A 22,229-nucleotide genomic window follows, 5' to 3' on the forward strand; every position below is an offset into this window, starting at 1 on the left:
TGTATAAAATCACCATTAAACAAGTAAAAATAAAAAAGGCCCATGTGACTTTATAACCTCAACATGGACCCTTTTATTTCAATCAATAGGATGTGCTTTTATGTATTCACCGTATTTTTTATCTACTTTGCTTATATGATTTATAAGCCAATCGACTAACTTGCGGTTTAAAGTAGTGATTATTGACACGCTTACGCCATTTTCTTTTACATCATCTTCTATCTCTTTTATGTCGTTTACGAACTTCTCATGAAGTTTTTTATGCTGAGGTAATTCTGGATATTTGTACTTCTCAAGAAGTTTTTCTTCGTCTCCAAAATGTTTTACTGTGTACTCTTTTAGAAATCCCAGTATCTCATAGATTTTTTCCTGCCCCTGCTGCTTCATGCAGGCATCGAAAACATCATTGACTCTCTTAAATAGCTCTTTATGCTCCTCATCTATCACGTCAATACCGACTGACAAGGATTGTCTCCATTTTATCATTTTCCTAATTTCCCCTCTCATAATTAAATTATACTCTAACACCCATATTAATTATAATATTAATTTTACCCTATTAAAAATTCTTTTCTTCTAAGCTCTCTTTCAATTCTCTCCAAAGTTTCATTGGAATCTGCTTCAATTGTATGCAAATGAACGCCTTCTGTAAGCGAAGACAAGAGCAATGCTTTGCCGTCTTTTATGCACTCCATAAATTTCTCTACGTCGTACCTTGAAGAAAGCATCAGAAGTCCTTTTAGCTCTCCATAGTAAGGATGCTCTACAATCACATCTAATACCTTCCCACCATTGTCTACAATGATATTTAGCTCCTCTTCCGTTCTGTCAAAATAATGCTTGCATGCTATTACTTTTTTATATCTATTCTTTTCTGTCGCATCCAGTAAATAGCCTTGCGGTGTTGACAAAACCTTTAGACCTTCCGCCCGTAATATTGCTATATCCTGGACAATTACCTGTCTTGTGACATCCATCATAGATGCAAGATAAGTGCCTTTAATCGGCTCCTTTGTGTTTTTAAGTATTTCCTTGATTTTTTCTCTTCTGTCTGACGAATTCATAAAACATCCACACCTTACAAAAATCCATTTTACATATACTATATCATATTTTTACTTTTTTCGAAGCTTTTATCATGGCATTTGAAACCATCAGAAAAATCCCAGTTGCTATAAATAGGTCGCCTATGCTAAATGTCTTAGGAAGTGGATACGGTTTTGGAAGATAAAGAATGTCACTTAAAAATTTAAGTTTTGTTGCTGCTGTCATAGCTTGATGCGTCGGAATTACATTTTTTTGCAGTTCAGGTACCAAATAGCTGATGCCTGCTGCATTAAGAGCATTTATAGAGACGGGCATTCTTCCTCCATTTACAAAAATTACAATGAAATTTAAGATGATACCAATAGCTATTACTTTCATGTACTTGTTTTGCCTATTGTACCACAAACCAATAAAAAGCATAAGGTAATCCAGAAAATGTATATATGCTCTATATGTCATTATTATCGGATACTTATCTGTCAAATTAAGAACTCCAAACTCCAATGCAAATCCTAAAACAAAAAAAATAGGCTTCTTTATGTCTATATCGGCTATACCGCTTAATTTTCCTCTTCTTATTAAAAATCCGTATATAAATGAAGCCCCAAGAGAATCAAAAATCATGCTTAAAATCCTCCTTGTTCTTTTCGTATGCTCTCTTAAAGAGTCTTATCACTCTTGGACTAAACTGTGTCCCTTCGCTGTCGACAATGATTTTGTACGCTTCTTCTCTTGTATACGCGTTTCGGTATGGTCTGTCAGATACAAGAGCGTCAAAAACATCAGCAACAGAAAGTATCTCAGCCTCCAGCGGTATCTGTCTTCCGCTTATGCCGTCAGGATAGCCATTTCCGTTGTACCACTCATGATGATACCTTACCCAATATCTTACATTTTTTAAAAAAGGTACATCCTTCAATATCTCGTACCCGCTGACTGGGTGCTGTTTTATATAATCGTACTCTTCTTTTGAAAGCTTACCAGGTTTATTTAAAATATTTTCTACTATGCCTATTTTACCTACATCATGCAAAAGAGCAGCGATACGCACCATTTCCGTATGTGCTTCACTGAATCCAGCTTCCCTGCAAAGATATACAGCTAATTTCTCAACACTTTTTGAGTGTCCCAAAGTATACCTGTCTTTTGCTTCCAATGCTTTTGTAAGAGCGTTTATTGTATCATAATACGACTGCTTCAAATCCATATAAAGTTTAAACATATATCTTACCATCAAAAGTGGTATGAAAAATACAACGAGTGCAATATATCCATATTTTATAAAGGCTGATGCCATCAAAATACCTATAAATGCTAGAAATAGAAAATTGATTGTTCCCCACTTAAAATCCATTAGCCAAACCGATAAAAAAGGCTTTTTTATTAAAAGTGATAAAAGTATAGCTACTATACCTGAATTAAATAAATAATAAACAGCCGAAGCAACTATTGCTACACCAACATATTTAGGATATATGTATTGTCCGGGAACACCCCCCAAATATTTATAAACCAATCCAGCCATAAAAACACTAATAGATATTTGCGAAATATTAAACAGAGTTTTATAATATGGTATATTTAATGCACATTTTATTTCCCCATTAACATTTCTAATCAAAAGTAAATTACCTATAGATGCTATTATTGCGCCTTCTAGAGGACCAAATAATAGTATAGCCATTAAATCCACTGCATAAGCAACAGAAACCGAAACATTGCTATTTATATATATTGGCAGAGATTCACAAATAGCTGAAAAAATTATTAAAATAACAACATTACTAATATGTTGTAAATTAACATTCAATATAGAATATCCTATGAGCGAAAGTCCGCTTATTATAATAAACGTTATGTATAAGATTAACTTTTTACTCAAAATATCATCCTCCATAAAAATATACCCAAACCGTTTATCCCCATGTATAATTTGCACCACCAGCAAGTGCTAATGCTAATAAAGCAAGAAGTACTTTTATAATTGTTGCTTTTTTCATCCTGAAACCCTCCTTTACCAAAGAAGCTCCTCAGCTCTCAAGCTTCAGGCGAAACGCTACGCTTAATAAAGGTTTGGGTAAAAAGTAAGCTATTTAATTATCAAGTATTGAGATGACACGCCTGTTTAAAGCATCTAATGTCGCTTTTATCAACGCTTCCCCATCATCTTTTTTCACAATGCTGGAACCTACAAGAAGTTCTTCGTTTTGAGGTGTAGCGTGTGTAACAGCGACAACTGCAATGCGCTTTTTGGCAAAAGAATATATATCAACATCTTCTAAAATGAGATTGTGATCTTCAGGAAGTATTTTAGATACGCATTCAAGTGTAGCATTAACGATTATCCTATTTCTATTTCTCTCAGTGTTGACACCTTTGTAAACACCTTCATATATTTCTGAACCTTTTGTCAGAGTCACTGTAGCTTCTAAATTTACTCCATTATTGGCAAATGTAAGATTTGTAAACGCAATTCTTTCATCATTAAAAAACCTACCGCTTGTCTCAATCTGAGCAACGCTTATTATTTTATAATTCACATCCACTTTAAATTCTGCCATCAAAACCGATTGTACATCCCTTGCAATTTGTTTTGCATTTCTAGAATTATCAGCCAAAACGTGAATTTCAGCTATTTGATTATTTTCAGCAACAACTCTGCTTGAGATGACGCTTTGTACCCTATTTATCAACTCTTCCATAGAATTGATAACTTCTTTTGTTAATTCAGTCAATGTGCTCACACTCCATTTATCCTATCCATTTTTACACATACAGGAATAATATTCTACAAAAATTTTTATTTTCCTTCTTTTACATAAAAAAAATTGAGGGTTTTTTGTACCCTCAATTTTTTTGCTCATATCGTTGGCTCTATTAAGCCATATCTGCCATCTTTTCTCTTATACACAACCGTAAAATCATCTGTATCAGAATTTGTAAAAACAAAGAAATTATGACCCAGTAAATTCATCTGCAGTATAGCTTCCTGCACAGACATAGGCTTTACAGGGAATCTTTTTGTCTTAACTACCTCAAACTCAGTTTCTTCTGATAAATCATTTTTTATGTAATCCTGCTGAACGTCAAATCTAATCGATTCTACAGCAAAATTATTTTTTAATTTCGTCTTGTACTTGAGTATTTGTTTTTCAAGCTTATCAACAACGTTATCTATAGATGCATACATATCATCACTTACTTCTTCAGCTCTAAATATCATTCCCTTAAAAGGTATCGTAACCTCTGCAATCTGATTATTCTTTTGAACACTCAATACTACTCGCGCTTCTGTGTCTTCCGTAAAAAACTTCTCAACTTTGTTTAAGCTTCTCAATGCTGCATTTCTTAACCCGTCTGTTATCATCATTCCATTTCTCCCGCTTACTGATATCCTCATATGATACAACTCCTTTCTTTATGTCTATATTATTATAATTCTACATAAAAACTAATATTCCTGCAAGTTTCACTATAAAGATTATTTGCTACCTATTATACTTTTTAAATCTTACAAGAACAATATTTCAGAAAATAAACTAAAAAAGTTAGGGAATCATTAACCCTAACTTTAAACTACAATATTTTGCTGAAAAACTCTCTCGTCCTGGGGCTCTTTGGATTTTCAAATACTTCCTTTGGTGTTCCTTCCTCAACAATTACGCCGTCATCCACAAATATAACTCTATCGGCAACTTCTCTTGCAAATCCCATCTCATGTGTTACCACTATCATGGTCATTCCTTCATTTGCCAATTCCTTCATGACATTTAAGACTTCCTTTACCATTTCTGGATCCAATGCCGATGTTGGTTCATCAAACAGCATCACATCAGGCTGCATAGCCAGTGCTCTAGCGATCGCAAGCCTCTGCTTCTGCCCTCCTGACAGCTTAACAGGATAAGAATCCCTTTTATCCTCAAGTCCAACTTTTTTTAGAAGCTTAATTGCAATATCTTCTGCGTCTTTTTTATCCATCTTTTTTACCTTTACAGGCGCTAATGTGATATTATCGATGGCTGTCATATTTGGAAATAAGTTAAAATGTTGAAAAACCATACCTACCTTTTGCCTTATCTTATTTATGTCGGCCTTTTTATCGTTGATTTTTTCGCCTTCGATGTATATATCGCCTTTTGTAGGCTCCTCCAATAGATTTATACATCTTAGTATTGTACTTTTCCCTGAGCCACTTGGGCCAATGATGACCAAAACTTCACCTTTTTTCACTTCCAAACTAACACCTTTTAGCACTTCTAAATTACCAAAATTTTTATGGAGGTTATCAACGCGTATCACCGGACCTCAACCTCCTTTCAAACTTGCTTAATAGCCTTGAAAATACTAGTGTCATTATGAAATATATAGCAGCTATTATTATAAGGGGTTCAAAAGCCCTATAAGTCACACTTGATACTATTTCTGCTTGTCTTGTAAGATCTGCAAAGCCTATTACAGATACTATAGATGACTCCTTTAACATGACGACAAATTCGTTGCCAAGGGCTGGCAGTATGTTTTTTATTGCCTGGGGAATTATGACATACCTCATAGCCATGCTGTGAGACATTCCAAGTGAGCGAGATGCCTCCATCTGCCCTGGATCAACTGCCTGTATTCCTGAGCGGATAATCTCTGCAACATATCCAGCACTATTCATTGATAGTGCTATTATACCTACTACAAATCCGGGAAATTTTATGCCAAACTGTGGCAATCCATTGTATATTATAAGTATCTGCACCAGAAGAGGCGTCCCTCTTATAATCTCTACATACGCTGAACCAATAAAGCTAATCACTTTCACGCTGGACATCTTCATCAAAGCTACAATTAATCCCAATACTGCACCAATAGCAACGGATATGAGTGTAAGCTCTATGGTCATTATGACGCCATTTATAAAAAGCTGTGTATATTGTGGCATACTTGAAAAATCAAGATTCATTAATAATTTATTCTCCTTTCAAGAGATCTATTTTCCCATCCATTTGTTTAACATCTTGCCATATTCACCGCTATCTTTAAGTTCTTTTATCACACTGTTTATTTGATTTACCAAATCTTGATTTCCTTTAGCGACAGCAACAGAATATCCGGGTACTGCTTCATTTATCTCTTTAACGTGAAGCATTTTCATGTCTTTATACTCTTTTAAATACGCATTTGCTATTGTGCTTTCCATCAATATAGCATCGACTCTACCATTTTCCAATGAAAGAAATGCATCACCTAGACGATTTAATTCATTTAAGTTTATCCCTTTTATCTTCTTTGCTGCATCATCAGATGTAGTACCTAGCTGTACCGCAACAGTCTTTCCATTTAAGTCTTTTAGATTATTTATTGAACTGGAGCTTTTGACAACTAAAACCTGCTCTGAATTGTAATATTCATCTGAGAAATCGACGTTCTTCTTTCTATCTGGTGTTGCATTCATGCCTGCAATAGCCATATCAATCTGTCCGCTTTGTAAAGCTGGTATCAATCCTGTAAAGTCCATGTCTTTTATCTCAAGTTTTACACCTAATTTTTTTGCAATAGCATTTGCCAAATCTACATCAAAGCCCATTATGGTATCTTTTCCGTTGACAACCTTGTGAAATTCAAATGGTGGAAAATCCGCACTTGTGCCCATCACAATGACGCCCGATTTTTTGACTCTGCTTAATGTAGATTGCTTTGAGCATCCACTTAAAATGATAGATAACATAACTATCAGCGATAATGATATGATTAGAACTTTTTTCATACTTTCTCCTCCCGCTATATGGATAATTTACTTAATAATTATACTATCACATGTATAATATTGCAACATATTTTTTAATATTACAAAATAATCTTTTGCGGAAGATTTTATAAAAAATTCTATAAATGATTAAAGGGCATTCGCGATTGAATGCCCTTGATAATCCTCTTTACTTCTTACAAGTGAAGGGGATTACTTATTTGCTCCAGCAGCTCTTCCTCTTCTGGAGTTAAACTGATTGTTCCTCTGCTTCTTAGCATCTCTACATGCTTTGCACCTTACTGGTGCGTTTTGAAAACCCTTTTGTGCATAAAATTCTTGTTCACCGGCAGTCCACACAAACTCTGCTCCACAGTCTTTGCAGACCAATGTCTTGTCTTGATACATAATAAATAATCCCCTCACTTTGATTATTAATTTACTGTACAGTCCTATAGACTATACAGTAATATTATACCACCAAGAAATATTTTTATCAATAAATTTAAAAAATTTTAAAATTGTATAAATATTACTCCAAAAATATATGCCTCAACGTTTTTTGTCTACAAAATAGCTGCCGGGTGTATAGTACTTTAAATATTCTATGTATCCTTTTTTCCCTTTAGATAAGTCGCTTAACTTATCTTCAAGATTTTTAAAAGCACTATTTATATCTTCAATATTTTTATCTTCTACATCTTTTATCCTCTCGAGAGTTGACCTTATTTCAATTAATATTCCTTTTAATACGCTTTTTTCTGCGTTATTATTAGGTGTATTAAAAATGCTATCAATCCTATTTACTTTTTTGTATAAATTATACATTGGTATAAATTCCTTGTCTATTTTATCAATATTATTTATAATGTCTTGCTTTCTTCCCAATATGCTTTTTATATCATCAAGATTTTGGGAATTTATTGCTTTATTTAACTCATTATTTAATAAAAGCATGTCATTTAGATATTTTAATTTATCTTCAGCTAACTCTATAAGCTTTTTTACATCACTAATCATATTCTATCAACCTTTTGAATAAACTTTTGCTCGAACTTTATCCATCGCTTTCCCCCATGTATCTTTAAGGTCACTTATCAATGATTCTACTTCATCCAAAGCAACTTTATCTTTTTTTAAATTTGCTTCTATGAGCCTTCTTGATATATAGTCATATATACTGTATAGATTTTTTGATATATCATATTTCATATCAAGAGTTGACATAAGTTCCAATACGATATCCTGTGCTCTTGTTATGCTGTTATGGGCTCTTTCGATATTTTTATCATCTATTGCTTGTTTCGCTTCATTCACAAAGCGAATAATACCATTATAGAGCATCATAACCAGTTCTTCCGGACTTGCTGTCATTATGGAATTCCGTTTGTATTCTAAATACGGATCAAACATGTAATAATTCCCCTTTCTACCTGTCGCATCAACTTTGCTAGCCGCCAAGTTGTTGGCTTAGCCACTGGCTCTGCGAATTCATCTGCGCCATATATATCTCTAACTGCGTAAATTGATTATAATACTGCTGCTCAAGCGTATTTAGGTGATCCTGCATATCTGACATCCTCTGATTTAAATCATTTATCTGTTGACCTAAAAAGCTATTATCATATAGTTGATATTGTCCCCCACCAGCTTCTTGTGTGATAGAGTTTATACCATTATTCACTATGTAGTAAAGCCTTGCTGCTATACCATCATTTTGACTAGAACCAGGTGTGGCATTTACATCTGTTGGCGATTCAGTCAATTTCGTGAATAAGTCCATTACTTCCTGCGGATTTTTTTGTATTGCATCTTTAAGCTTCGTATCATCTATATAAAGCTTACCGCCTTCATACCACTGCCCAGTAGTTATCCCAATAGAGCTTAATGTCATCTTAGTGCCGTCAGAAGCCGTCACAGTACCTGATATGGCATTTCTCATATTATAGTAGATAGATGTAAGTGTACTATTGCCGTTTAAGTCACCGCTTCTTGCTTTCTGCTCCCACAATGTAATATCACTATCTTTCATCTGCTCTTTCTGCGCATCTGTAAGCGGCTTATAATCATAATACCTTTCTTCCGTTAATTTTGAATTTATCTGAGTAATCACGTCATTATACGCATCAACAAAGCTTTTTATGCTGTTGTATATCGTATCTGTATCTGTCTGAACTGAGAGCGTTGTTTGGCCTATCCCTGTAAGATTGACATTTATCCCTGCGACTGTAACATTATTCGAAGATGTAGTTATATTCACCCCATTGAAGGAAAATGAAGCATCAGTACCAGTGACAGTAGACGTATTTAATTTCAATGTGTTCGTTAAAAAGTTAAGAGCATTTGAATCTGTGGTACCGCTAAAATCGATCTTTGCATTTGACCCTGTTGAATTTGTTATTAAAAACAACCTATCAGTAGTCGTATCATAAGTAGCATTAACACCTGCATTAGCTTTATTAATTGCAGAAACAATATCATTTATTGTCCAATCCTTGTCACTACTGCCAAGCGTAATTTGCTTACCATTTAAATTTATTGTACAAGTAGTTCCTGCAAGAATTAAAGAGTTATAAGTTATACTGCCATCAGAGTTTGTAGTATAGGCATTAAGTGCAGAATCACTGGCAGAAGTAGCTGCCGTCGCTAATTGATTTACATTTAATATATACGTCCCATTTACAGCATTTACACCTGCTGTCGCTGTCGCTATAGACGTATTTGATGAAACAGTCTTTGCTAGATACGTCCCTTGCAGTTTCATCTTAAACAAAGTGTTATCCCTAAGGGACAAAAGCTTTGTATTTATGTCCTGAAGATCTTCCTGCTGCCACTGAAGCCACTGCTTTTGCTGTTCCAATTCATAAAGTGGCTGGCTGGCTGCTGTCATGAGCTGTTTCACTATAGAATCGGTATCAATACCTGATGCAAGACCGCTTATTCTCAGTAAATTGCTTGTAGTAGAATTTTGCAAGCTAATAGGATCCATAATATTACCTCCTATACTTTTCTATCGACAAATAGACCTGCTATTTTCCACAAACCTGCCACCAAATCTAATATTTTTTCCGGCGGTATTTCGTCTATAACTTCATTTGTTTGACTATCCACAATCTTCACTACTATTGTATTTGTCGGCTTATGCACAGAAAATTCAAAATACGTACCATCGCTAGTTTTTATCTTATTGTTAACGTCATTGATTTCATCCTTAATAGAATTTTCATCAACTGGTTTTTTTAAAATATTTTTTACATCATTAAAATTGTCCGCCGATAAACTGTCATTGAACTTTGCCTTTCCTCCTTCTAGCGATATACTTTGAATCATATATGATACCTCCCAAAAATATTTATCATTTGTACGTTATTTTTTATATCGGCAAAATATTTGAAAAAATTAGCGAATTTATTTTGAGTTTTCTTTTCTGCCATTCGTCATATATTCTATGATAAGCTTATCCAGTTCTTGACTTATTTCAAGAGCTTTCGGCTTATCGACGATATGCTTATCCAGCTCACGTTTTAATAACTTTATTTTCTCCTCAACAAAATCATTTTTATAATAGTGTTCCTTTATAACCTTTGCCATTTTCTCCTCCATATAAGCTACTTTAACATTTACCTCAATTCTATATATCGGCTTTAACCAATTTTTATTAAATCTTTAGCATATTTTTGATGCTTATTTCAAGTATACTATTTTTGAAAAATTTATCAATCTCACTTAATGCAAATCACTACTTTCAGTGAACGTATGTTTGTGTTATAATATTTATATAAATTTATGTTAGAGGTGCAAAATATGGAGCTTCATGATAAAATAAGGATATTAGCTGATGCTGCAAAATACGATGTCTCTTGTTCATCCAGCGGAAGCAATAGAGAAAATAAAAATGGCGGTATCGGGAATGCATCGTTTTACGGAATATGCCATAGTTGGTCTGATGATGGAAGGTGCATATCACTTCTTAAAATATTATTTACAAATATATGCATATACAACTGCTCATATTGTGTCAACAGATGCTCAAATGACATAGAAAGGGCATTATTCACACCTGAGGAGCTTGCTGACCTTACGATAAATTTTTACCGCAGAAACTACATAGAAGGATTATTTTTAAGCTCAGCAGTTTACAAAAGTCCGGACTATACAATGGAGCTTCTGATTAAGACAGTCAAAAAACTTAGAGAAGATTATAATTTTAATGGTTACATACATTTAAAAGCCATACCTGGGGCAGATATAAATCTGATAAGATTAGCAGGGCTTTATGCCGACCGCATGAGCATAAATATCGAGCTTCCATCCGAGAAATCTCTAAAGCTATTGGCACCTCAAAAAAGCAAAGAATCAATAATAAAGCCCATGAGCTTCATACACAATCAACTGCTGGAAAGCAATGAATCAAAAAAATTAATGCGTTACTCAGATAAGTTCGTACCTGCAGGACAGACAACGCAGCTTATAATAGGTGCAACACCAGAAAGCGACAGAACTATATTGAAATTATCAGAAAATCTATACAAGCTTTACAACCTTAAAAGAGTATATTATTCTGCATACATCCCTGTTTCTAATGGCAACAATATTTCTGGAGTGACATCGCCACCTCTTTTAAGAGAGCACAGATTGTACCAAGCAGATTGGCTTTTAAGGTACTACAATTTCAAAGCAGATGAATTATTAAGTGAAGAAGCTCCAAATTTTAACATTTTACTCGATCCCAAAGTCGACTGGGCCCTAAAAAACTTAAGCCTATTCCCTGTAGAAGTAAACACTGCAGACTATAATATGCTTCTTAGGGTCCCGGGAATTGGTGTAAAAACAGCGAAACGGATAATAAAGGCAAGAAAGGAGTCTCCTCTAAACTATGATTCACTTAAAAAGCTGGGAGTCGTATTAAAAAGGGCAAAGTACTTTATAACTTGCAATGGAAAATACTACGGGGGATGCGAAATAGAAACTAACAAAATAAAAAATAGGCTTTTGCCAAAAAGCAATGTTTTAGAAGGCCAGCTCAGCATCTTTGACCCATTTTACAAAACAGAAAATAATCTACCTATAATCGTATGATTTTAGATAGGAGTACGTGAACATGGTAAACTACATTTTTGACGGAACATTTGATGGGCTCATGACAGTCATATATGTGTCATATTATAATCGTCAAATACCAAATGATATTTTATCAGAAAACAGTTATCAAAGAAATTTCTTTGGAGATGACGTATATATATCAACAGATATAGATAAATCCAATAAAGTACAAGATGCAATCAAAAATAAAATATCGCAAGAAGCCCTTAAAAATATTTTCTACGTCTATCTATCTGAATTAGAATCATCATATATGTTGATATATAAATATGTAAGATTGGGATTTAAGATAGGCAAAAAAATCGATAATTACCTTCAAAATGACATAGTGCACAACGTGATTAAATTAAGCCAAAGAGTCAATCATGAATCTTATAAAATGATAGAATTAATAAGATTCAAAGAGATAAAAAAAGGATTATTTTATGCTAAAATACATCCTGATTACAATGTGCTGCCTCTCATTGTGCCTCATTTTGCAGCAAGATTTCAAAATCAATATTTTGTGATACATGATGTCAAAAGAAACTTATCAGCGGTTTATGATAAAAAATCTTGGATAATAACTGATATATCTCCTGAAAAAACATTGATTACAAAAGAGGAGGAAGATTACGAAAACTTTTGGAAGATCTACTATAAAAATATCTCCATAGATGAAAGAAAAAATTTGAGGCTTCAAAAGCAGTATATGCCAAAAAAATACTGGGATATATTGATTGAAAAGCAATAACTACATCTCAAACTGAATGGCAGAAGAAAATCTCTCTATAAATGGTATCCCCATAGATGTAGGCAGAAGTGATGATGTAACCATGACTTCATTAACTGGTATAAAGTCATATTTGTCACCATTTCTTTTCGCATATCCAGTAAAGTCGTGTATGATGTATGGCATTCCGCCGTCCATTCCAACAAACATCATGGCATGACCAGGCATGTATAAAGCTGCACCAGGCTTTATGTTTTTAAAGGTTTCAATTCTATCAATCAATGACATATCATCAGAAAACTGATGTGCTATCCCTGGACATTTTTCCTGCTCATCAGCATTTCTGGGAAGAGCAAATCCAAATGTCTTGTATACATACATGATAAAACTGGAACAGTCCCTGCCATTAAGGCTGTCTCCCCATCCATATCTATCTCCTATTAGCTTAAAGGCCTGATTTAAAACATTCGCCCTTGTATATGGAATATAACCACGCCTCACATCCTCTTTTATCGATATTAGACCGTCTTTAAAGACTAGGTTGCCTTTATCATCCCTTGAAGGCAGCTTTATCACATAATTGCCATAAGTAGATTGATTTGCTACATTATCAGGCATATCCGTTTCCAATGGTATTCTCGTCCCCATATCAAACCGAATTTCAGACACATCGTCATCATATGGATTTGACTGTGTCCTTACATGATTTCCTGTAATAACTATGAAGTCATCTGCATCAAGATAATCAAATACTTCTTCTTTATCTTTTGCAATTGCTATATCACATGCCTTTACCCAACCTCTGTAGTTGTACATCTGTACAAAATACCATTTTTTATCTTTACTTTCGTGAAGTACTGCAACAGGCTCTATCGCATGACACGATGTCTCTTGAAATCTATCAAATTCGATATCGCCTTTTCTGCTGTATACCGCTATTTCCGTAGGAAAGCTTCTAAGAGATGTCTTTCTTATGGTAATGCCGTATTGTACTGGATTGACTTCTTTTATTTCAGTGATATTTAAATTGTCAGTTATATGATGATAAAAATCCCTTTTCACTAGTTCGCCGTTCCTAAAATACATCTCTTTTTCTGGTAACTTATATTCCTTTATCAAAGACAACAATTCATCGTAAGTAAAACTATCCCTATAGCTTTTTAAATCATAGACGCTATCACATTTTTCTACAATCTTTTGATTGAACTTCATAATATCATTTTGCGTCATTATAAGGCTATCAGCATCGGGTATTTTCTCTATCCAGTATTCAGCATCAAGCATCTCTAACTTTGTTCCGGGTATAATATAGAACACCCCCACATCTTCATAAGAATGAAAGGCTATGTTACAAACTTTTTTATTTCAATCCTACTGCACATTTGCAAATAGGATAATTACTACATCCCAAAAATATGCTGTACTTACCTTTTCTGATTATCATTGGATTTCCGCATTTTGGACATCTCTTATCAACAACATCACCTATACCATTAGATTTATTTAATTCAAGATACTTTATTATTTCTTCAACTGCAAGTTGATTTTTATATCTTATCATATTTATTTTATTTGGAACTCCATAAAATATATTTATGTTACCTGCCCATATAATAGAATCAATAATGTACATATTTATATTGAGTTTTTCTCTCTCAATTACTTTAATATTTTTATTTCTTATTTCCTCAATAACATCTTTTGCATTTCTATTTTTATATTTGAATGTAGGATTTGTATATATAGTAATGTTAACACCGTTTTCTGTCATTTTAGAAAATGGTTCATAAAATTTACAAATAACCTTCTCGGAAATCTGCGGGCACACAATTATAATGCGTTCATTTGCATTATCAATATCATGTAAAATATCTTGTTTAAAATCTCTTTTATCTACATTGCTCAAGTCATTTCCATTATATATTGTAAAGTTTTCTGCTTTACATTCTTTTAAAACTTCTCTTGATTTGACAGTGGTTGAATTTTGGCTAATATATAAAATCACTCTTTTAATCAATGAATTATTGCTAAGCCCTGATAATAAATATGGTATATTTCCTATAAAATAAAAACACGTCTTTGCTCTTGTCAATGCAACATTTAACAATAAATCCGCATCTGAATCGGTATATTCATCATTTAGCAAAGGAGATAACACTAATCCAGTGCTGTCAGAAGAATCAAAAATTATCGCATCACATTCACCACCTTGAAAACTATGAACAGTACTCGCTATTATTTTCTTCGACATATTGTTTTCTCTCATCATTTTATTTATTAACCGAGCCTGTGCTGAATAAGGCGTAATAATTCCTACCTGCCATTCATCGTTCTTGTTTAAAATGCTCTCAGCAATTTTAATGCTAACAAAAGCATTGTATATGTTAAATCTGCTGCCACTTGCTATATGATAACAAATAGGGTTTATATCTGAAGTATCAATCATAATAATTGAATCACTTTTGTTCTGATCACATCTATTTAAGACGCTATTGTCATCTTTCAAATATCCTTTATAATAAAATTTATTTGGTATCGACGATATATCTTGTACCATTCTATACTGAGTATCCAAGAGACAAACTAATGAGCTATTTATAGAATTATCTACTTTGTCTATATCAAGATGATTAAAAATATTTTTCCCCATAATATTCTTAGCTATCTCATCGTCTGTCATGCAGATTGGAGGCAATTGCAAAAAATCACCAGCTAAAGTTACAAAAGCATCCACCTTGCACCTGCTAATAACCCAATACAAATAAGGAAGTGAAATCATACTTATTTCATCTACTATTAAAACATCAAACTTTTCATTTGCCAATATGTCATCACAAAATGTCTTTGCCACAGTCGTAGCAATAAATCTTGCTCTAGATAAGATTTTATTTCTCTTTTCAGATATTTCATTTTCTATTTTATTTATGTCTTCATCAACCTTATATACACTATTTTCTAACCCTTTCAATTCTTCTTTTAATGCTAAGATCTCATTTTCTTTCGACTTTGCATCATTTAATTGTTTATCTACTATTATAAAATCTTCTTTTTTCCTTTTTATAGTTTCTTCTAACTTTTCAATATCTTCATTTGAGTTTGATATTTCATGGTGTTCTTTTAAGTGCATACTAAGTACATTTAGACTAAGCTCTAACCTATTACGTTCATCTGATAAATCATCAATTTTATTATAATGCTCTGATATTTTCCTTTTTAAATCTTCTATAGTATTAACTAAAGAAGACTTCTTTTTATTTAGTAATTCTTTTTCATTCATCAGCGAAGTATATTTTGAACCCAAAATATTATCAATTAATATATTCTCATAGTTTTTTTTATAATAATCAACAAATTTGCTTTGTGGATAGCCATATCTTAAAATTTTACCTTCTTCATATAAATTTAACTGCTTTAAATCTTTCATAGCATATTTCATAGCTTCATCAACTGCATTATTTGAAAAAGATAATAATAATACTCTCCTCTTTAATTTCAAATGTTCTTTTATTAATTTTGCTAAAGTCCTTGTCTTCCCTGTACCCGGCGGTCCCCAAATTATATTTAAATTTTTAGTTAATGACTTCTTAACAGCATTTATTTGTGCTTCATTAAGATCTCCTTTTGCTATTTTTACATTATTGTCTTTACTATCACACCATCCTTTAAAAATCATATTGCTCAGTTTAAAATCATTTTCCATTAGAATTTCGTCATAATTTTTATATCTATTTTTTAGTATTTCCAGTAGATACCATAATCTAAAATCAATTAATGCTTCCGATACTTTTTCACCAATAAATTCTAAAATACTAATCTCTATTTGTGATCCATATACTGATAAAATTTCTGCCGGAAAATTCTGGCCATTTATCATCATCTTTGCTTTTATTTCTTCAATATTGTAAAATTCATTGTCAAAAGAAAAAGTATAGATATAGCCAATACCACCTCTAGAAACATACTTGCCATCATATATCTTAATTGCGCTTATCGCATTTTCTCTTTTTTGCGCTTTTATCTCTTCTTCAATTGCATATATAAATAAATCTATAGTAGTCTTTATTTCATTTGAAAGCATTATGATCCCCCATTTTTAATGTTTTTCTATTTTTATATATCGGATATTTTAAGGAATTTATAAAAGAGGTTATTCGGTATAAAAAATAGGCCAATCAATGTTGACCTATTAATAATTATCATTTATTAAATACATTACGTCAATGCATATGACTCACTAAGATCTATTTCTGGATACAAACTTTTAACCATCTCATTTACTTCATCAGCACTTTCATCTTGTCCAAGCGCTTTGTAGATTTTATATATAAGTCTATAAATATCAACATCAGTTTTATCAATATTATATGCCCTTCCTACAATAGACAAAGCTTCATTAAACATATTTTGATCATATGCTTTTTGACCTAAATATTTATAGACTTCCGTATTTTGGCTGTTTAAATCAGCCGCTTTAATGTAGGCTTCCACTGCCAAATCTTCAAGGCCATTGTTTATCATCATCTGACCATATCTTTCATATTCTTCTCTTGTAAAAAGTCCTACATATAGGTTCAAAACTTCATTGTAGAAATCAAATTCTTTTAATTTTATAAGCAGGTCAAGAAGATTGAAAAAGCTATCCTTTACTTCATCAAATTTTGCTTTCATTTCCCCCACTATAGTCATGTATAGTTTTTTATCAGATGAGTCGGTAATTTTCCAAAGCAGATCTTTCGCTTTATCTATGTCTTTCAATATAATATAACACAATGCTTCTCGGTAATTTGCTTCTTCTTTTGCCTTGCCGTATTCCATCTCAAAATGTTTTATCGCATTTTCATAGTCCTTAAGCCCCATGTATATAATTCCTCTTAAGTTATTAAGGCCTTCCAGATCTATATCAATACTGTCAATGTACTGCTTTGCAATATCATACCTTCCTATGTTTATATATAATCTCGCTATCGCTATATAATTTATCGGCACTTTCGTATTAACATGCTTTCTAAAGAATTCATACACATCTTCCGGCTTTTCATTCCTGACAAACATATCAAAAACTTTTATAAAAACATCCTGATAATTTGGATGCTGTTTCAATATTTCCATATACTCTTTTACTGCATCATTAAGCTTACCTAATTTTTCATAGCATTGACCTATCATATACTTTGCCCTATAACTTCCAGTTCCACCCATCGTTACAAATTGTCCCTTATATTCACCCATCAAAGCACACTCTTTAAAAATTTCAAGCGCTTTTTCGTATCGTTTCTGATTGAAGTATATAGTTCCTTCAAGATATTTGTAATCTGGTATATCCTCGTAATATTTCTTGGCATCATTAATAATTCGTAATGCTGTATCATATTCCTTAAGTGCTATATACGTCATTATTAAGTATCTAAAAAGTCTCGGTGTAGCATATGAATTCAAATTCATGCTTTTTGTAGCAATTAAAAGATGCTTCAATGCCTTATTGTACTCACCAGCATTATAATATTCTACTGCAAGATTTCCTTGCTGGAATTTGTCGTTTGGATGCTTTGCAAGATACTTTGATATCATGTCGATATATCTCTGTGTCTTATTCTTTTCAATCCTTATTTCCGATAAATAGCCATAATGAAGTATCGTCACATCTGCATTCTTAAATATCGGTGCTCTGTCCTCTTCGATATTTTTAAGATTCTCATGTATTGGATAAACATATTTAAGTTTACCATTATTTCTAAAGAGCCTAAAGTTGTAATGTATCTCTGACAATCCGCTTGATACACTGGCACCAGAATAATTTATAAACTTAAACATGTACGCTTCAACAGTATCATCGTATAATAGAGGTTTTATCTTCTCTGCATCCTCTTTTTTAATCTCCTCATCAGCATCAAGGAATAATATCCAGTCAGATGAAGCATTCTCTATAGCAATGTTTCTCGCCTTACTGAAGTCATCCTCCCACTTGGCATTGATGACTTTAACCTTCTCACCAAAGCTCTTTGCTATCTCTACCGTCTTATCTTTCGATCCAGTATCTACAACTACTATCTCATCAACTATATCTTTGACACTATTGATACAGCGGGCAATATTTTTTTCCTCGTCCTTCGTAATAAGGCAGAGGGAGAGGGTACTCAACATTTTATTATTTTTTATAGATTCTTCATCATCTGGATTACATTTTATAGCTTTATCAAAATATATTTTAGCATTATCTTTATCACCATTATAGTAATAGTAAACCCCTAATAAATTATAATACTTTCCATATTCAACTTTTCCAGTTATAGTTAGTCCCTGATTTATTTCGCCATATTCCTTCAAAAGTAAATCACTTAATTTATTAATGTAAATAAATGCATCATCGAGTCGATTAAGATTTATTAAACATTCGATAACTTTTCTAATTAAAAATTTATTATTCGGATATAAGTTTAATCCCTTTTTGAAATAATTCAATGCTTCATTAGGGTTTATATAAATACAGTTCAAACCTTTATTAATCAAATCTAAAGTTTCTTTATCATCTAATGAAATATTATACCGTAATATTGGTGTATTTTTTAAATTTTCCAGGCGATCAACAATCAAATCCGCCATATGTTTCCATGTAAATCCTGCTAATATCCTTTCTCTACCTTTTTCACCCATTGCTTTTAATTTATCTTTTGATGTCATATAAACTTGTTTCAATATGTTGCACAAAGCATCTTTGTCGGGTTCAGCTACATATGGATAATCCACCGTAGGTAAATTTCCAACCATTTTTTCAGGCATCGTACATACCCCTGCTGAAATCAGGAAACTGTTACTCTCATCACAAAAGTCTAATGCTGCACCAAAATTTGTGACAATAACAGGCTTACCACATGCCATTGCTTCAGCAATTGGCATTCCAAATCCCTCACCACGGTACGGATGAACAAGGCAATCTATAGATCTATATAAAGCTGCCATCTCTTCGGTACTTAGATCATCACTGATATAAACTATCTCCGGTTTTTCAGGGTCATTCTGTAATTCCTTAATATATGCTGATAATGTTTGGCCTTTATAAAATGTGTTTGCGCCACTATCTTTTATAACCAACGTAACATTATCATCTTTTGTAAATGTCTTAACATACGATTCAAGCAAAATGTCTATTCCTTTTCTCCAGATAGTACCTCCTACAAAGCAAAATTTAAATTTTTTCGATGTGTTTAAAGGATATAATTCACCATCCGGCTTAAAAATATCTGTATTTACACCGTTAGGTATGACCTGTATTTTTTCTTCTGGTATTCCCGACTCAACATAACATCTTTTATTAAATTTGCTCGGAACCCATATCTCATCAATTTCATCTCTCATAGGAGCTACCCAGCTTTTTGGTATTGAACCAAACTCCCACGGTTGCATCAATATCCATTTACCAGAGTTTGGTGCTTTAAACTTGGGTGGCCATTGATGCCGTATATAAAAATCTATAAGTTCATCTGTAGATGGCAATTGTATTAAATGTTCAGTAATTTTTCGAAAACGCGGATCTACACTATCATCAAATTGGTTTGGCTCATATGGAATAAGTTTTAAATTTATATCATCATTCTCAATTAATTGTAATGCAATCTCACGATTTATATGTGCTAAGCTACTATACACAAACTGTGAACCTTCCCAAATGAGTTTAAGCTTTTTTTTGCAAGGAACTCCTTCTTCATTAATAATCCCCATGATTCTCCATTTATTAATTAGATACTTGAGATTTTCCTTTGATTTCTCAATTTTAAGTATATCAGGCTTTTGTGAAGATGATTTACTACCATAATGATATATGTTAGATTCAATAACCTTATTTATATATCCTTCTCCAACGCCCCTTATTGAATAGTCATCATCATCATGCAAATATAGACCTAAATTTTCATCAAATAAACCTAATTTATCAATTAAGCTTTTTTTCATAAACATACAATAGCCTGTAATAATGTCTGCTTCACCGTTCACAGCAGGTTTAAGATATCTTGAAAAATTTCTAATATATACTTTATAACCCTCAATGCCTAATATACCAATATTATCATTTTTGTTTATCTCATTATAAAATGGCACATACCAATTATCAAAAACTTCTACATCGTTATCTATAAATACAACATATTTATTTAAATTGGCTTGTTTAATTAATACATTTCTTCCTGCCGGAACACCTAAATTTTTATCACTGTAAATTACTTCAATATCTTTATCATTTTCTATACTCTCCAAATACTCTCTTGTACCATCGTTAGAGCCATTATCAAGTAAATGAATTTTATATGGCACTTTTGTTGTCTTGCGTATGCTGTTAATACATCGTTTTGTATATTCTAATGCATTATAACAAATAATACAAATTGATAAACTATCATATTTATCTATATCAATTTTAAAATTATTTTCGCTAATATTTAGAGAATTTTTTTCGTTATATCTTTTTATAACGTCTTTATACATTTCAACTATTTGCGGTACAACAACTTTTGCGTCAAACCGCTTAGATGCTTCTTTGGCATTTCTACCAATATAATCTCTTAAATTTTTATCCTTTAATAATTTTATAATATAACCTGCAAATTCCTCTGCATCATTATCTTTGCTTATAAAAGCTTCTTCTCCATGCTTTAAATAATAAGATATACCAGTGGATTTCGTTAGAACTACTGGCTTTCCACAAGAAAGCGGTTCAACAACAGTATAGGGAAAATTATCATATAAAGAAGGTATTAAACAAACATCTGAATTAAATATATGGCGAAACAACATTTCCTTATCCTGCCATTGATTTATTATTCTTATATTATGCGAACCCAAATCTAATTCTCGCATTTTTTTATATATCTGGCTCAAATATGATGAACCATTAGGACCGTACAGTGTATCCCTTCCAACCATAGTCAGCTTTACATCCGGTATTTCTCTTACGACATAACTCATAGCTTCTATCAGTAAATATAGCCCTTTTCGTGGTTCAAATCTACCTGTATATAATAATCTTGGGATTTTATCAAAACGTTTATAATTTAAATTAACATTATACTCAACTGGGTTTGGTATAAAATTTTGTGGTAAATCCATATCCCAAAGCTTCTTTGTCATTTCCAATACAGACGGTGTTGGACTAATTATCCTATCAACTTTTTGTGCAGCAACTTTCTCTATATAATTAATCATTATATCCTGTTGAATTGGTTTAACATTATTATAATATTGAGTAATAGCAGAACACGTATGAAGACGCACAATAGATGGTATATTCCCTTTAAATTGAAATGCTTCTGCGCCAAAGTCAGGAAATTCAATTATGTCAAATCCAACTCTTTTATGCAATTCCTGTATTTTGTCATTCACGGCTTGACTATATATTATATTATTTATATATGAGGCATTTTCAATATTAATACTACATGATAACGTAGGTTGTTTTATACGGTGTACTATGACATCACCATCCAGCGTTGTATAAGAATTATTTTTTATAGATCTTGTTACTACATGAACAATGTGCCCTAGTTTTGTTAAATTATGAGCTAAGGTATACACATATGTACTTATTCCACCCCAATCTGTATCTGGTGGATACTCTTGGGATACAAGACAAATTTTTAATGGCAT

20 protein-coding genes are annotated in these 22,229 nt (G+C 32.5%); 2 read left to right on the top strand and 18 right to left on the bottom strand.

The annotated features are described in order from the left end of the window. Positions 1–78: 78 nt before the first annotated feature. From TTHE_RS10810 to TTHE_RS10880, 15 genes are all read right to left on the bottom strand, one after another. Positions 79–486, bottom strand: a complete 408-nt coding sequence (locus tag TTHE_RS10810; RefSeq protein ID WP_013298609.1) for a bacteriohemerythrin — start codon at positions 484–486, stop codon at positions 79–81. A gap of 65 nt (positions 487–551) precedes the next feature. Then, on the bottom strand, positions 552–1,064 hold the full coding sequence (locus TTHE_RS10815; protein WP_013298610.1) for a transcription repressor NadR: 513 nt from the start codon (positions 1,062–1,064) through the stop codon (positions 552–554). A gap of 43 nt (positions 1,065–1,107) precedes the next feature. Then, positions 1,108–1,671, bottom strand: a complete 564-nt coding sequence (locus TTHE_RS10820) for a DUF5317 domain-containing protein (RefSeq protein ID WP_013298611.1) — start codon at positions 1,669–1,671, stop codon at positions 1,108–1,110. Next, positions 1,661–2,932: an HD-GYP domain-containing protein gene (locus TTHE_RS10825; RefSeq protein WP_041587592.1), complete on the bottom strand. Its 1,272-nt coding sequence runs from the start codon at positions 2,930–2,932 to the stop codon at positions 1,661–1,663. Before TTHE_RS10825 ends, TTHE_RS10820 begins: the two co-directional genes overlap by 11 nt. Positions 2,933–3,140: 208 nt before the next feature. After that, positions 3,141–3,782 (bottom strand): hypothetical protein, encoded by a 642-nt coding sequence (locus tag TTHE_RS10830; RefSeq protein ID WP_013298613.1) that lies wholly within the window; start codon positions 3,780–3,782, stop codon positions 3,141–3,143. A 125-nt stretch (positions 3,783–3,907) separates the two neighbouring features. Further along, positions 3,908–4,447, bottom strand: coding sequence for a ribosome hibernation-promoting factor, HPF/YfiA family (gene hpf / locus TTHE_RS10835; protein WP_013298614.1), 540 nt, complete (start codon positions 4,445–4,447; stop codon positions 3,908–3,910). Positions 4,448–4,623: 176 nt separating this feature from the next. After that, a complete protein-coding gene (locus TTHE_RS10840; protein WP_013298615.1) occupies positions 4,624–5,346 on the bottom strand; it encodes an amino acid ABC transporter ATP-binding protein in 723 nt (240 codons plus the stop codon). Then, on the bottom strand, positions 5,333–5,995 hold the full coding sequence (locus tag TTHE_RS10845) for an amino acid ABC transporter permease (protein WP_013298616.1): 663 nt from the start codon (positions 5,993–5,995) through the stop codon (positions 5,333–5,335). The genes TTHE_RS10840 and TTHE_RS10845 overlap by 14 nt, the downstream gene beginning before the upstream one ends. Positions 5,996–6,022: 27 nt before the next feature. Beyond that, complete coding sequence (locus TTHE_RS10850) at positions 6,023–6,799, bottom strand: basic amino acid ABC transporter substrate-binding protein (RefSeq protein WP_013298617.1); 777 nt, start codon at positions 6,797–6,799, stop codon at positions 6,023–6,025. A 192-nt stretch (positions 6,800–6,991) separates the two neighbouring features. Then, positions 6,992–7,186, bottom strand: coding sequence for a zinc-ribbon domain-containing protein (locus TTHE_RS10855; RefSeq protein ID WP_013298618.1), 195 nt, complete (start codon positions 7,184–7,186; stop codon positions 6,992–6,994). A 144-nt stretch (positions 7,187–7,330) separates the two neighbouring features. Continuing rightward, positions 7,331–7,798: a flagellar export chaperone FlgN gene (flgN, locus tag TTHE_RS10860; RefSeq protein ID WP_013298619.1), complete on the bottom strand. Its 468-nt coding sequence runs from the start codon at positions 7,796–7,798 to the stop codon at positions 7,331–7,333. Positions 7,799–7,804: 6 nt separating this feature from the next. Next, positions 7,805–8,191, bottom strand: coding sequence for a flagellar export chaperone FliS (fliS, locus tag TTHE_RS10865; RefSeq protein WP_013298620.1), 387 nt, complete (start codon positions 8,189–8,191; stop codon positions 7,805–7,807). A gap of 37 nt (positions 8,192–8,228) precedes the next feature. Further along, positions 8,229–9,767 (bottom strand): flagellar filament capping protein FliD, encoded by a 1,539-nt coding sequence (gene fliD, locus TTHE_RS10870; RefSeq protein ID WP_013298621.1) that lies wholly within the window; start codon positions 9,765–9,767, stop codon positions 8,229–8,231. 11 nt (positions 9,768–9,778) lie between these two features. Then, positions 9,779–10,108, bottom strand: coding sequence for a flagellar protein FlaG (locus TTHE_RS10875; RefSeq protein WP_013298622.1), 330 nt, complete (start codon positions 10,106–10,108; stop codon positions 9,779–9,781). A 78-nt stretch (positions 10,109–10,186) separates the two neighbouring features. Then, the gene (locus TTHE_RS10880) at positions 10,187–10,369 is read right to left on the bottom strand and encodes an aspartyl-phosphate phosphatase Spo0E family protein (protein ID WP_013298623.1); all 183 of its coding nucleotides are present in this window, start codon (positions 10,367–10,369) and stop codon (positions 10,187–10,189) included. Positions 10,370–10,582: 213 nt separating this feature from the next. On the opposite strand from TTHE_RS10880, the gene TTHE_RS10885 reads away from it, so the two are divergent. Both TTHE_RS10885 and TTHE_RS10890 read left to right on the top strand, forming a co-directional pair. Further along, positions 10,583–11,857: a putative DNA modification/repair radical SAM protein gene (locus tag TTHE_RS10885; protein WP_013298624.1), complete on the top strand. Its 1,275-nt coding sequence runs from the start codon at positions 10,583–10,585 to the stop codon at positions 11,855–11,857. Between the two features lie 22 nt (positions 11,858–11,879). Beyond that, on the top strand, positions 11,880–12,614 hold the full coding sequence (locus tag TTHE_RS10890; RefSeq protein ID WP_013298625.1) for a TIGR03915 family putative DNA repair protein: 735 nt from the start codon (positions 11,880–11,882) through the stop codon (positions 12,612–12,614). Here the strand turns inward: TTHE_RS10890 and TTHE_RS10895 are convergent, their stop codons facing one another. The 3 genes from TTHE_RS10895 to TTHE_RS13775 all read right to left on the bottom strand — a co-directional run bounded on the left by TTHE_RS10895 (position 12,615) and on the right by TTHE_RS13775 (position 22,229). Further along, positions 12,615–13,910: a C40 family peptidase gene (locus TTHE_RS10895; RefSeq protein WP_013298626.1), complete on the bottom strand. Its 1,296-nt coding sequence runs from the start codon at positions 13,908–13,910 to the stop codon at positions 12,615–12,617. A gap of 43 nt (positions 13,911–13,953) precedes the next feature. Further along, positions 13,954–16,671 (bottom strand): AAA domain-containing protein, encoded by a 2,718-nt coding sequence (locus TTHE_RS10900; protein WP_013298627.1) that lies wholly within the window; start codon positions 16,669–16,671, stop codon positions 13,954–13,956. Positions 16,672–16,805: 134 nt separating this feature from the next. After that, positions 16,806–22,229, bottom strand: coding sequence for a glycosyltransferase (locus tag TTHE_RS13775; protein WP_013298628.1), 5,424 nt, complete (start codon positions 22,227–22,229; stop codon positions 16,806–16,808).

This window comes from Thermoanaerobacterium thermosaccharolyticum DSM 571 (assembly GCF_000145615.1).
GTDB lineage: Bacteria > Bacillota > Thermoanaerobacteria > Thermoanaerobacterales > Thermoanaerobacteraceae > Thermoanaerobacterium > Thermoanaerobacterium thermosaccharolyticum.